Annotated in this window: 10 protein-coding genes; all 10 read right to left on the reverse strand. The window is 58.4% G+C overall.

The genetic code is table 11. The annotated features are described in order from the left end of the window. Window positions 1-107: 107 nt before the first annotated feature. Window positions 108-1,049, reverse strand: a complete 942-nt coding sequence (locus tag HYPGJ_RS13625) for an efflux RND transporter periplasmic adaptor subunit (RefSeq protein WP_046847627.1) — start codon at window positions 1,047-1,049, stop codon at window positions 108-110. Continuing rightward, the gene (locus HYPGJ_RS13630; RefSeq protein ID WP_046847628.1) at window positions 1,046-1,282 is read right to left on the reverse strand and encodes a DUF3302 domain-containing protein; all 237 of its coding nucleotides are present in this window, start codon (window positions 1,280-1,282) and stop codon (window positions 1,046-1,048) included. The genes HYPGJ_RS13625 and HYPGJ_RS13630 overlap by 4 nt, the downstream gene beginning before the upstream one ends. Before the next feature lie 29 nt (window positions 1,283-1,311). Further along, entirely contained in the window at window positions 1,312-2,421 is a 1,110-nt protein-coding gene (locus tag HYPGJ_RS13635; protein WP_046847629.1) for a DUF1254 domain-containing protein, read from the reverse strand. 24 nt (window positions 2,422-2,445) lie between these two features. Next, window positions 2,446-3,894, reverse strand: coding sequence for a DUF1254 domain-containing protein (locus HYPGJ_RS13640; RefSeq protein WP_046847630.1), 1,449 nt, complete (start codon window positions 3,892-3,894; stop codon window positions 2,446-2,448). Further along, window positions 3,891-4,904: an HAD family hydrolase gene (locus tag HYPGJ_RS13645; RefSeq protein WP_052750907.1), complete on the reverse strand. Its 1,014-nt coding sequence runs from the start codon at window positions 4,902-4,904 to the stop codon at window positions 3,891-3,893. The genes HYPGJ_RS13640 and HYPGJ_RS13645 overlap by 4 nt, the downstream gene beginning before the upstream one ends. A 21-nt stretch (window positions 4,905-4,925) precedes the next feature. Continuing rightward, complete coding sequence (locus HYPGJ_RS13650) at window positions 4,926-6,728, reverse strand: arylsulfatase (protein WP_046847632.1); 1,803 nt, start codon at window positions 6,726-6,728, stop codon at window positions 4,926-4,928. Between the two features lie 92 nt (window positions 6,729-6,820). Then, the gene (locus HYPGJ_RS13655; protein ID WP_046847633.1) at window positions 6,821-7,900 is read right to left on the reverse strand and encodes a DUF3300 domain-containing protein; all 1,080 of its coding nucleotides are present in this window, start codon (window positions 7,898-7,900) and stop codon (window positions 6,821-6,823) included. Between the two features lie 17 nt (window positions 7,901-7,917). After that, complete coding sequence (locus HYPGJ_RS13660) at window positions 7,918-8,919, reverse strand: formylglycine-generating enzyme family protein (RefSeq protein WP_083984187.1); 1,002 nt, start codon at window positions 8,917-8,919, stop codon at window positions 7,918-7,920. Window positions 8,920-9,623: 704 nt separating this feature from the next. Then, window positions 9,624-10,316: a response regulator gene (locus HYPGJ_RS13665; RefSeq protein WP_046847634.1), complete on the reverse strand. Its 693-nt coding sequence runs from the start codon at window positions 10,314-10,316 to the stop codon at window positions 9,624-9,626. Next, a complete protein-coding gene (locus tag HYPGJ_RS13670) occupies window positions 10,313-13,033 on the reverse strand; it encodes a sensor histidine kinase KdpD (RefSeq protein WP_046847635.1) in 2,721 nt (906 codons plus the stop codon). The genes HYPGJ_RS13665 and HYPGJ_RS13670 overlap by 4 nt, the downstream gene beginning before the upstream one ends. Window positions 13,034-13,035 lie beyond the last annotated feature (2 nt).

Genomic DNA, 13,035 nt, shown 5'->3' on the forward strand with positions numbered 1-13,035 from the left:
GGTCACGGCAGACTGATTTTAAGCATCGATTGAGCATTCGGATTCATCAAGTCACCCCCGGGCTGGCACGGGAGCCTACACGGATTGCTCACTCGGAAATGCTGAGTTCAATAGGGATTCACATAATTCATAATTGCGCTCATGCGCAGCATCACGCGGCGGATCACGTGTGTGACCTTGGCGTGATCGGTGAAGATCGCGGCATCTCCGGTACTGCCAGCGGGAAGGCTTGCGGCGAGCGACGGATCGTCGAGCGCAATTCGAACGATGAACGGCGCTGACGCGACTTGCTTTGGTGTGACGGCGAGGCCGGAAACCTGAGTCTGGCCTGTCGATACAGCTTGCAGGACAGTTTCCACTTTGCCGGTGAAGACCTGACCTGGGAGAAATTTGAACGTCACCTCTGCGTTTTGGCCCGGCATAACGTATCGAGCGTAGATCTGCGGTATCTCAGCCGCGACAATGGTGTCCGATGTGTCGATGAAGGCCATCACAGGTGATAGCGGAAGCGAAGCGACTCGTGCGCCCTTGCGTAGGGCGAGATTGGTTACGTAACCGTCCGCCGGAGCACGTACGATCGTCTTCTCAAGATTCCATTTTGCGCCCTCTATTTGCGCGTTGAGCTGATCGACCTCCGCCCGCCTTTGCTCTACGTCGAATTGTCTGCCCGCGGCCCTTTCGACGAGCTCTGTCATCTGTCCCAACCGTTGGGTTGAAAGTTTGAGCTGCGCTTCAAGAGCCTTCACTTGCGCTTCGAATGGAACGGGATCGATGCGGAATAGTATGTCTCCCTGCTTCAGCGGCGCATTCGGCTGCACTGGAACATCGACGACCTCGCCAGCGATGTCGGGCGTTATCGCAACGGAATGTCGTCCGACCACGAGTTGCCCCGAAGGCGCGCCCCAGCCCATGGGAATGAAAAGCCCGACGAGCAATGCGAGCATGACGAGGACTGGCGAGATCTTCCAAAAGAGATTGAAGGGAACGACCTTGAACCAGACGAGCAGAAAAAGCAGAAACAGATAACCGTTGAACAGGAAGGCGATCATCGGCCCTCCTCCTTCTTCGGCGTATCGACATAGGCCCAGATCAATGCGACGGGCCAAAGCACAAAGCCGCAAATCAGCGTGACCCACCCCGCAACCGTGACGGCTTGCGTCCAGGGATGGTTCCGAGATTTTGCAATGTAGCCGGGCGCCATGGCCATCGCGACGAATGCCGCCACAGCCGTGAGAAGAAGGAAAATTAAAACGAACCAAGCAAAATAATCGATGAAAGACACGGCTTTCTCCGCGGTCTATTCGTTTTGCGCTAGTTCTTTCCCTCGCCGCTGCTTGCTCCGGTTGCCGAACTTGCCGTTCCAGCGAGTTGCGCTTCGGGGAATTTCCACGAGCCGTCCAGAATCGATGCCTGGGGACGATAGAGCCGCACGGTGTAGTTCCAGCCGGGCATGATCGGCAGGCAATTGACGGTCTTGCCATCGCAGCCGCCAAACTGAATGCCGATCGATCCGTCGGCTGCCTTGCTCGCCGTGATGTCGTTGAGCGAATAGGCGTTGTATTCGTTCTTTTGCAGATAGCCCTTGGCGTTATAGACCGTGACCGACCAGAAGCCGTCGACCGGGACATCTTTGACGTTGAGCTTGTAGATCGCCGCGCCATCGTTCTTCGCGGGTACAAAGCTGAGGTACGTTGCGTCTTTGTCGGGATTTCCACCCCATCCGGCGGCGGTGGCGATCAGGTGCCGTACTGGATCGACTTCGCTCTTGGTGCCGAAAGCATTCTTGAAGCCGCCAGTGAATTGCGACAGCACAAGAAGGGCGTCACGAATCTTCTTTTGCGAGGCTTGATCCCAGTTCGGCACGTCGAATGTGCCGGCGGATTTCTGTTCGACCTTGATCGCATCCTGCAGAGCGTGGACTTCCTTCACATCTTGGGCATCATTAGGATCGACCAGCGTTCGAATGCCAACCGTCATATAGCGTGTTCCAACGTTCTCGCGCGTCAGCGTGTGCGCGCCCTGTCCGTAATAGACGGCGGGAACGTAATGATCCTCGTTGATGACCTGCAGCGTCATGAAGCGTTTGCCCGCGTCGGGCATCGCGATTGTCACCGGCCCTGCGTCGAGGTCGAATACGCCGAAGGAATATAGCGTATCGCGGTTCATTCGGATGACGGTCTGCTTATCGATCGGCGTCGGCTCGCGATTGTGTTTCAACTTCCCGAAGTCGCCGCCCTTGATGGCATTTGCCATGTAGACGTCGGACTCAGCGCGGGGGAAATTATCGACCGTAACGGGAACGTCTTTCGACGAAGTCGATAATCCCTCTTCTGCCGACACCTGATGCACCGCACCGGTGACGGCGAGCGCTGCACAGATGGCCGTTGCAGCGATCGTCCAATTCGGCGAACTGCTTGCCATGACTTTGTCTCCTCGCGAGATTGCTCACTTTCTTCCGTCGCCCGAACCCGAACCCTCCGTGGCCGATTCCACGCTCTGAAGGTCAGGGAGCCTCCACGTCTTCTGAAAGAATTCCGGCTTGGGCCCATAGACACGAAACATCAGCTCGAACTTTCTGGCAGGATCCGTCGGAATCCAGTTTGTCTGCTGGCCAGGAGGCGCCATGGCTCCGATATAGATATCAACCGAGCCGTCCTCGTTCTTCCTCAACTCGGCGGCATTCGACGCGCGGCTGGCGCGATCGACATTTTTAATGAGCGCGTGAGTTTCACGGTCGTACGCAGTCACGGACCAATACTGATCGACCGGCACATTCGGCGGAACATGCAGGCGGAACGTCTTCGCCCCATCGTAGCTATCGCCGTTCTTGTCCTTGATGTTGATGAGATAGAACTGGCCCGCGCCGACGCGCTTGATGCCGATATAGGCGTAAGTATAGGTGAGCCCACGCTGATCGACAGGATAGTCGTTGGGATCGCTCAAGCCCTCGCCAATTGCCTTGATGAATTCGGGATGGCCCGGGTAGGTCCAATGCGTGCCCTCGTAGAACGGCGGCATGCCGGCATCGTATTTCGCCGCGAGCAGCAGCTGTGCTTCGCGCACGCCTGTCGCGAGCGCTTCCTTTGTTGCGTCGTCCGGAGCGAATGCTTTCCCCTTCTCGATGCCGATCGAGCGCAGCTGATCGATTAAGGCGCGATCGCGATCGAGCCAGGGTTCGCTTTGTACAATACGGTTTAGATGCTCGAAAAAGCTTTCGTCATAGCGGATCGTCGAATCGAACGTGACGTCCTTGACGTCAGTGAACACGGTCGGCGGCGGATTTGACGCCTGCGAAAGCGGATAGACTTTGGCTTGCTTGGCATAGGCCGCCGATTTCGAGACATCGGCGTCGTCATGGCTCGAGAGATTGGAGCGGAGCAGGACGTAGCTGCCGAAAGAATCCGGCTTGAGCGGCGTATAGCCGTCAGGAATTTCTTCCGCGTACCCAGGCGGCAAGATGAGGAACTTGATCCCCTTGCCTTTGTCGATCCCAAGTCGTCCGGCGTCCTCGAGTGGCAATTGCCAAACATTGACAAAGTTTGCGTTGAGCGACCCGTTTTCATCCGCAGGCGGAATCTCCACTACGATCGGACCGGCCTCTCGTGTGTCGAAGAAGGACATGAAATAGAGCGTGTCAGGATTGGGCGTTAGCGTCTGGTTTTTCCAGTCGAGCGGACGCCCCCAATAGATGAACTGGTTCACCTTGCCCGAGGTCTTGCTCAGCATCTCTTGCAGCATGAGATCGTAGTTGACCGCAGGCATGCCCCAGATAACCGCCTCCACCGCACGGCTCCGAAGCAGGCGAGCTTTCACGTCTTCGGCAGTGAGCGTCTGTCCTTGGACGGCAGAAAGCGGGAGAAGCAACACCAGCGCAGAAAGCAGCAGCTTCTTCATCGCGCGTCCTCCCTGGAAAACACCGTCTTCCAGTCCTGCTTCATGTCGACGATCGTCCATCCTCTGGCGGTCGCTTCATCGAGCGCCTTGTCGAGACGGCCAACACGAGACGTCCGGTCGTAGGCCCACTCGCGTTCGGCATCGGTGTGATGCACGAGAAGGCAAAGTCGCGCGCCAGGTGGAGTGCAGGTCCATTCGAGCATCTGAAGGTCGCCGTCGGAATTGCCGAAAGCCGCGATCGGTCGTCGGCCGATATGACGCTGGATTCCGACGGGCTTGCCCTCCTTGTCGTCGTTGAGCACGAGGTCGGGCGTCTTCATGATCAGGGGAACTCCATCGCGCATCTCGAATTTGAGACCGCCCGTGCTGCCGATGACCTGTTCGGGGGGGATGCCGTAGACGCGCTCGGCCCAGGGCCGCATGAACTCGATACCGCCGCCAGAAACAATGAACGTCTTGAATCCGTTTTCACGCAGATACGCCAGCAGCTCGAGCATCGGCTGGTAGACCATCTCGGTGTAAAGCCGCCCGGTTTTCGGATGCCGGGCCGTCGCGATCCAGTCGCTGACAATTACCGCAAACTCGTCCGTGCTCATTCCCGCATGCGTAATCGCCATCAGCTCGGCGATACCGGACTCGCCTGACGCCGCAATTCCCGTTGCGTCACCCTTGAGTAGCGATGCGAAAGGCTCTTTGGTCGTCCATTCGGGATGTTGCGAAGCGAGCGTCTTCACGCGGTCTGCGACGAACAGCGCCTGAACGTACATCGGTTGCTCGGTCCACAGCGTGCCGTCGTTATCGAAAACGGCAACGCGTTGTGCCTCGGGCACGTAGTCCGCGCTGCCGTCCCTCGTCACCCTGACGACGAAGTCCATGATGGCTTGTTTGGTTGCACCGTCGTTCCACGACGGAAGCGGCTCCGAAGCGGCCGCTACCGCCATGCACATGAATATGGATGCGAGAATGCCCAGCATCCACGTCCCGTATTTTCGTAAGGTGATCACGGCCATTGGCCGTTCTCCGCTTGCCGCCTACTGGACGCCTTGCAAACGCTCGTCGATCATCCTGTTTAAGCCGCCGCGTATGCGATCGAGGTCTAGGTTTTTCTTGAAGGTTTCCCTCCGCTTTATGCCATCCATCTCATCCTCCATGATGTTTGCCGGATTGAAGCTCGGCGGGAATGAGCGGGGCGGGAAATCCTTAAATGTCGACGCAAATTGGAAGACATCGTCCATCACGCCATACATAGATCCGACGTGGTCGAGCTGCCAATCCCAGAAGGTATTGGATGTGATATCGGCGCGCTCGAACGGATCCTGGAAGATGTTGAAGATCTTCTGCAAACGGAGTGTCGTGAACGGCTCCGCCCATACTTCCATCGTGCCAGGGGATCGTTGCTCGGAAAAGACGTACTTGTAGTCTCCCTGCCGGAAAGCCACGAGCAGTCCATCATCGTTCGAATAGAAGAAACTGTTGCGCGCGCTCTTGAAGCCGTTGTTGTTGGCGGCACTGCCACTGACGGTTTGCAAAAACGCCGATTGGTCGTAGCCGTCGAGATGTACTTTGTAGGCGATGCCATTGGCGGTGTAGCCGGCTTTGAGCTTGTTGACGATGTCAGGCTCGCCCGCGATTGAACAAAGCGTCGGAATCCAATCGTTGTGACTCATAAGCTCGTTGCTGACTGTTCCGGGCTTAATGTGGCCAGGCCAGCGGATAAGACACGGAACACGAAATGCGCCGTCCCAGTTCGTATTCTTTTCGGAGCGGAACCACGTCATGGCGCCGTCAGGCCATGTGTTCATGTGTGGACCGTTGTCCGTCGAATAGACGACGATGGTGTTGTCGGCGATGCCCAGGTCATCCAGCACTTTGAGTAATGAGCCAATCGTGTCGTCATGCTCGATCATTCCGTCGATGTACTCGCTGTCGCCGTGCGTATAGCGGCCCCGATGACCAGACCGGACATGCGTTCGCAAGTGCATACGTGTCGAATTGAACCAGCAGAAGAACGGCTTTCCGGCCGCGTTCTGCCGCTTGATGAAGTCGATGGCGGCACTCGATGTCTCGTCGTCGACCGTCTCCATTCGCTTCTTCGTCAGAGGACCGGTATCCTCGATGATCTGTTTGCCGATTTTGCCGAAGCGAGGATCGACGGTCGGATCGTCAGTATCCGTTGCTTTGCATTTCAAAACGCCTCGGGGGCCAAATTTGGCACGATAAGCCGGGTCTTTCGGGTAATCCGGAAGTTCCGGCTCTTCTTCGGCGTTAAGATGATAGAGGTTGCCGAAAAATTCGTCGAAGCCATTGACGGTGGGAAGAGATTCGTTGCGGTCGCCAACATGGTTCTTGCCAAACTGGCCCGTCGTGTAGCCGAGATTTTTGAGGAGCCCGCCGATGGAGGGATCCAGTTGGCTCATTCCCATCGGAGCGCCGGGGAAGCCGACTTTGCTCAGGCCGCTGCGCATGATGTGCTGGCCAGTCAGGAACGCCGAGCGACCCGCAGTGCACGACTGTTCGCCGTAATAGTGCTGGAGTTTAAGCCCCTCTTTCGCGATGCGATCAATATTCGGGGTCTCATACCCCATCAATCCGTTCGAATACGCGCTGACATTCGCAACACCTATGTCGTCTCCCCAAAGGACGAGGATGTTCGGCTTACCATTGCCCGACGCGGGAACTGCGCCGGGAGCGCCCGATGGCTTTGCATCCTGACCGAGCGCTGAGCTGGTGCAAGTTGCCACAAGCGTAACGAGCGAGGCTCCGCTCAGGAGGATGCTTCGACGATTAAGAGCGGTTTCAGTATCCTTCTCATGCAATGAAATATTGGCAGTCATTTTCGCTACCTCATTCTTTTAGCTACTGCCCTCAGCGTTCCCCGGCACAAAACTCCGCATAGTGACGTTTAAAAAATGATGTCCTGCTTCAATCACCTTCGTCTACCGCGACGGCCCGCGCCGCGATGCTGAACGGCGGGCTTTTTGAAATGAGCCGCTGGCCGCGTCGCCCGACCGCCCGCTCTCTTTTGAAATTTTTTAGCCGCGCTACCACCGCGGGCGTGCGCGGATCGAACGGCACCTGTCTTAGCTTTTGATATATTTCTCGCGTTATTCGGCAGCTGAGCGCCGTGCTCGAATTTCTGCTTGGCATCCGGACGGTTGCCGTCGTGCAGCCGGCGTTCGATGTCTGCGCGGTTGAAATTCTTGTCGCCGCGCCGGAGATCTCCGCGATGTTTCGGATCGTGTTTCCAGACGTTGTTGCTGATGTTGCGGCGGTTGACGTCGATCCGGTTCCAACGGTTGGCATCGATATCGATACGGCGATTGTGCCAATCCCAATGATTCCACCCCCAGATACCGCCAGCGATCGCGATGCCGGCCGCGCCCCAGAAAAACCCATCCGTGAACACGGCGCCAGGATAACCCCAGTAATAGGGAGGATAATCGGGATACCACCATGTCCCGTAGACGACCGACGGCTCATAGACCGGCACATAGACGGTATCGGGATTGGCGGGCTGGATGACATACGCGCCATCCTGTTGTTTCACTGTCTGTTGTGAGTTGCTTTTCAGATGACCGCTTGAATCAGCCTTCGATCGCAGAAACTGGACCTGATCCATCACCTGATCTTGCTGAGCAAGAAAGGCATTCCCGAGATTTTGCGTCCAATCGAGCTGATCGCTCATCATCTTTAGAACGTCAGGAAATTGCACCAGGGCTTTGATGCTCGGGTCCCAGTCTTTTGACTTGAGCGCATCGACAAGTGCGTCCCCCTGCAAGCTGGCGTTTCCAGGCACGCTTCGCCACCGCTGTGCCTCGACGACATCGAGCGGATATGTCGATGCCATAAGGACATTCGACAGAAGATCATCAGGATAGAGCGCGATCGGCGCCAGCATCTGGTCGAGCTGCTGCTTTGTGAATTTTTCCCCCTCTGCTCGTGATGGTACGACTCCAGTTACGGCTAGCGCGAACAGCACCACTAAAGACGTGACGAATATTTTCATCAATCCTCACTCAAAAATCAGCTTTCTGCGCTTGTCCGGACGATGCAGCGAAATCCAACATGGCTTGTCGACGTATCGATCGGCTCGGCGTGGCGTGCCGCTGGCCTGTAGCGCCGGCAATAGTTTGGCGCACAGAGATGAGACCCGCCTTTGAGAACCTTGCGGGGTATGCGGATCTGAGGCTGACAAGGATCCAAGCTTTGATCTCGCCCTGGGCCGCGAGGATTCTTCGGAATGCAACACGCCTTCTGAGCATCCGCAGGATGCTTCGGCGCATACCAATCGCTCGTCCATTCCCAGACGTTGCCGATCATATCGTGGATGCCGTAGCCGTTGGGTGGAAAGGCCTTGGTCGGAGAAGTGCGCTCATAGCCATCGAGCTTCAGGTTCTCGCGCGGGAAAATGCCTTGCCAGGTGTTGGCCATGTACTTGCCGCCTGGCGTCAACTCATCCCCCCATGCGAATTCGGCCCCTTCGATGCCGCCACGCGCGGCGAATTCCCATTCCGCCTCGGTTGGCAATTCCTTTCCTGCCCAATGCGCATAGGCCTCCGCATCGCAATAGGCGACGTGCACGACAGGATGTTCGTCAAGTCCCTTGATTGAACTTCCAGGGCCGTAGGGAAGGCGCCAATTCGCGCCGAAGCGAAATTCCCACCACTGCCCCCAATTCCTGAGATCGATTTCTCCCGCCGGCGGCTTGAAGACGAGTGAGCCTGCCCTCAACATGTGCGGCAACGCGCCTGGATAATCGCTCGCGTTCGGCGTCAACTCGGCAAAAGTTACGTAGTTTGTTGCGTCCACGAAGCGTCGAAACTCGGCGTTCGTAATCGGCGCCTCATCAATCCAGAATGAATCGACGCTGACACGATGCGCGGGCGCTTCCTCGGGATAGTGATGATCGGATCCCATGCGGAACGTCCCGCCAGGAACGAAGACCATGCCGCTATGTAATCGGTCAGCGCTGCCATCGTGACGTTGTGAAATTCCGAGATCGTGCGATGGAAGGCTTTGACTCATCGCTTTGCGCTCCCCCGAAGATGCGATGTGCATCGCGACCCGGCGGAGTTGAAGAACAACGCGAAAAACATCAATTGCGATGAAGGCGAGAAATAAAACGGAGCGGCACGCTGGCAGTAGCTCGCTACTGGTCTGCTTTTGACGCGCAATAGCATCGCCGAACTCGCGCTCGCATGCGTAGCAACCCACCCGTCCGTGGGCGAAAGGGCGCTTGCGGATGTTTTAAGTCAATTGAATTCGTCGTTGCATCGCGAAACGCATGAGCGTCTGGTAAACGAAAACGAATGTTCAAAAAAGAAAAGGCTACCCGTCCGCATCGAGGTCCAGGCCGTCGCGCGCCAGCGTTGCCGAAGCATTCGCGAAATCATCTCTACTCTACGAAATACACTAGGGCTCGCCGTGCTTTGTTGAGGTTACGCTCTTGTCTCGCTCGAAAAGAACAAATTCGATCGAGAGAGTTATCCGCAATAATAGAAATACTAAGAAATAAATGCCGAACACTATCCTCTTTGAATGGTTCGGCGCCGAATAATAGCTTGGCGCGACTCCAAACAAATTCATTCAATTCGCACTAGCGGATATCGCCCGTTCTGGGCTGGAGCGCCAACGTCGGAATAACTTTCAAAAGACGAGCATTTGGTGGCGGACGAGATGAACGTACACTGCGTTACGATCGCCAGATTGCGTTAGCATTTGAGCAGAGGTCAACTTGCGTCGATTTGCAGGCGGTAGCCGATCCCCGGTTCGGTCACGATGAATTCTGGTGCATCGGGCGAAGCTTTGAGCTTTTGCCGGAGCTGACCAACGAAAACGCGCAGATATTGCAGGTCTTCGGTGTGCGCGGCTCCCCAGACGGCCGCGAGAAGCTGGCGGTGCGTCAGCAGGCGTCCGGCGTTGCGAACCAGGATCGCGAGCAGATCGAACTCCTTCGGCGTCAGCTTCACCGCCGCGCCGTTGAGCGTCACCGTGTGCGCCAGAACATCGACCTCGAGGGCTCCCGATTTCAGATGCGTTTGTTCGGAAGCTTGTTGTGCGGCGTGGCGGAGGGCCGTCCGCAAGCGCGCGGTGAGTTCGCCGATGCCGAACGGCTTGTTGACGTAATCGTCGGCGCCGAGATCCAATGCAGCGATCTTTTCGCTCTCCCGGTCGCGCGCCGAAAGCACCAGGATCGGAGTCTTTGACCAGCTGCGAAGATCGCGGATCACGTCCTTGCCGTCCATGTCGGGGAGACCGAGATCGAGCAGGATGATGTCGGGCGATTGCGTGGCGGCAGCCTTCAATGCCTCCTTGCCGGTCGTCGCCACGACGACCTCGTAACCCGCAGCTGTCAGGCTCGGCTTCAGGAAGCGCAGGATTTGCGGTTCGTCGTCGACGACGAGAATGCGCGAGCCGGTCATGCGGTATCCTTGGGAGCCATTTTAGTAGATACGCTCTCTTCGCCGGCAGGAAGCAGGATCGAAATCTCGGTGCCCTTTCCGTCGGCGATAGGACTCTGTGCCGATATCGTTCCGCCCATCGCAGACACGATTCCAGCGCAGATTGACAATCCTAAGCCGGTGCCGGGCGCACGGCCGTCGCCGACATGTGCACGATAGAACTTGTCGAAGACCTTGTTCAATGCCTCGGGTGGAATGCCGATGCCGTCGTCGGTCACGCGGACGTGCAATCCGCCTCCGGTGGCAGGCGTGATGCTGACGCGGGTCACCGACTCCGGCGGACTGTATTTGTGTGCGTTGTCGATCAGATTGAACATAACCTGCTCGAGCATCGCCGCATCGCCGCGAATGAGCGGCAGGTTGGCGGCGATGACAGTCTCGATGTGTCGTGCCGGAAAGATCTTTCTGGCTCGCGCGGCGGCGCCGCGAACGGCGTCGGCCACGTCCACCCAGTCGCGCCGGATGTCGAGAAGGCCGGTTTCGACTTTCGTCATGTCGAGCAGGTTGGATACGAAGGTGGACAGCCGGGTCGCTTCCTCTTCGATGGTTGCCAGAAGATCGGCGCGGTCTTGCTTGCGCATGCGGTCGCCGAGTTGTCTGAGGCTTGTCGCGGAGCCCAGAATGGATGCGAGCGGCGTCCGCAGATCATGAGAGATTGACGATAAGAGCACGCCGCGCAGCCGCTCGCTTTCGGCAGCGGTCGCAGCCTTGGCAGCCTGCTCGAACAGCCGCGTGCGCTCGATGGCGACTGCAGCTTGATCGGCGAAGGATTGAAGCGCGCTCCCGGTCGCCGACGGCAGCGCCTCGTCGGCGTCTCCCGGCACGACCCCGAGTACGCCCACAGGTCCTGCAGATGCGATCAACGGACGGAATTGAAACGCCGCCGAAGGCATCGTCTCCGTCAGGTAGCCTGCGGGCTCGCCATTGCGATGCGCCCACCGGGCCGCCGCCCAATCGGCGGTTCCGAGCGTGTCGTCCGGTGGCCAGCCGCCTGCGATGGAAAGCTCGTTCGCGCGTTCGAGAAGGATGATCGACTTGCCTTTGACGAGCGTCGCCGATTGCGCAGCGAGCAGCCACAGCACGTCATCGATCTCCGTCGTCGCCGAAAGTTTTCCCGAAAATTCGTACAGCGCTTGCGTCGCTTCCGCCCGTTCGCGCGTGGCATTGGCCTGCTCGCGAAGGCGTCCCGCCAGGCCGCCGGTCGCGGCAGCGACGACGAGAAAAATCAGCAGGCCAAAAAGTTCGTACGGTGACGCAATCGTCAGTGTGTAGCGCGGATCGATAAAGAAGAAGTTGAATGCAAGAAAGGACAGCACGGCCGCGGCCACGGCGGAGTAGGTTCCAAAGCGGAGCGCGCAGACGAGAACCGCGAACAGGAAAACCATCGACAGGTTGGGAAGCTGCGTGATCTTCTCGAGCATCCGGCCCGCAAGGACGCCGCCCGCAACGGCAACGACAGCCGCGATCCCGCCGGACCAGAGCTCGCCGATATCGGGAAGATGCCACGGTGAGGAAAGTGCTGCCAACGGCGCATCCGGCGCGACGACGGTGACGGACGGCCCCACCGCTTCGGCCACCAGCTCGGTCGAAAACGATTTTCCACGCCAGCGATCGAGCAGTTGTGGGCGCGAGCGGCCGACGATGATCTGAGTGATGTTGTTGCGCTTGGCATAGGCCAGGACTTCCGCGGTCAGGTCCTTGGCGCGTAGACGTACCGTCGTTGCGCCCAGCCGGTCCGCGAGACGCATCGCTTTTTCCATGCGTCGTACGGAGCCGCGATCTGTCTGTTCGCGTTCGCTTTGCACGACGTGAACTGCGATCCAGTCAGACTTGAGCGCTGTCGCCATGCGCGCCGCGGCGCGGACGACGGGCTCGGCCAGCTCGTCGTCGCCGACGCAAACCATCAGCCGTTCGGCCGTCGGCCACGGCCCTTCGATCCCCTGCCTGCGAAGCTGCGATAGCATTTGTTCGTCGACGCGATCGGCCGTCCGGCGCAACGCCAGTTCGCGCAACGCCGTGAGATTGCCCATCTGGAAGAACTGATCCATCGCCCGTCGCGCATTGTCGGGCAGGTAGACTTTGCCTTCCTTGAGACGCTGGATCAGGTCTTCCGGCGGCAGGTCGACAACGACGATTTCGTCGGCGCGCTCGAGAACCTTGTCGGGGATTGTCTCGCGCACCGTAATTCCGGCGATGCGCTCGACGACGTCGGTCAGGCTTTCGAGATGCTGGATGTTGAGCGTCGTCCAGACGTCGATGCCCGCTTGCAGAACGCCTTCGACGTCCTGATAGCGCTTGGGATGCACCAGACCCGGCGCGTTGGTGTGCGCGAATTCGTCGACGAGGAGCAGCGCCGGGCGGCGCGCGATCGCGGCGTCGATATCGAACTCCATGAGTGTGCGATTGCGATAGGAGACGGTCCGGCGCGGTAGCACGTCCAGCCCGTCGAGCAATGCCGCAGTCTCGGAGCGCCCGTGCGTTTCGACGACGCCAACGACGACGTCGAGTCTCTCGCGCTTCAGTGCGCGTGCCGCAGACAGCATGGCGTAGGTCTTGCCGACGCCCGGCGCCATGCCGAGAAATACCTTAAGCTTGCCGCGCCGTTCGTTGGCGGCAAGCTCCAGAAAAGCCTTGGCTGGGGGGCGGCGTGCATCTTCCGGCCGCAACGTGTTGGCCATGA

This window comes from Hyphomicrobium sp. GJ21, from assembly GCF_001006785.1.
Taxonomy (GTDB): domain Bacteria; phylum Pseudomonadota; class Alphaproteobacteria; order Rhizobiales; family Hyphomicrobiaceae; genus Hyphomicrobium_B.

What these genes read in the sequence shown, in the direction of transcription:
- HYPGJ_RS13625 (WP_046847627.1), bottom strand. Translation starts at nt 1,049, where the DNA reads ATGATCGCCTTCCTGTTCAACGGTTATCTGTTTCTGCTTTTTCTGCTC.
- HYPGJ_RS13635 (WP_046847629.1), bottom strand. Translation starts at nt 2,421, where the DNA reads ATGGCAAGCAGTTCGCCGAATTGGACGATCGCTGCAACGGCCATCTGT.
- HYPGJ_RS13640 (WP_046847630.1), bottom strand. Translation starts at nt 3,894, where the DNA reads ATGAAGAAGCTGCTGCTTTCTGCGCTGGTGTTGCTTCTCCCGCTTTCT.
- HYPGJ_RS13645 (WP_052750907.1), bottom strand. Translation starts at nt 4,904, where the DNA reads ATGGCCGTGATCACCTTACGAAAATACGGGACGTGGATGCTGGGCATT.
- HYPGJ_RS13650 (WP_046847632.1), bottom strand. Translation starts at nt 6,728, where the DNA reads ATGACTGCCAATATTTCATTGCATGAGAAGGATACTGAAACCGCTCTT.
- HYPGJ_RS13655 (WP_046847633.1), bottom strand. Translation starts at nt 7,900, where the DNA reads ATGAAAATATTCGTCACGTCTTTAGTGGTGCTGTTCGCGCTAGCCGTA.
- HYPGJ_RS13660 (WP_083984187.1), bottom strand. Translation starts at nt 8,919, where the DNA reads ATGAGTCAAAGCCTTCCATCGCACGATCTCGGAATTTCACAACGTCAC.
- HYPGJ_RS13665 (WP_046847634.1), bottom strand. Translation starts at nt 10,316, where the DNA reads ATGACCGGCTCGCGCATTCTCGTCGTCGACGACGAACCGCAAATCCTG.
- HYPGJ_RS13670 (WP_046847635.1), bottom strand. Translation starts at nt 13,033, where the DNA reads ATGGCCAACACGTTGCGGCCGGAAGATGCACGCCGCCCCCCAGCCAAG.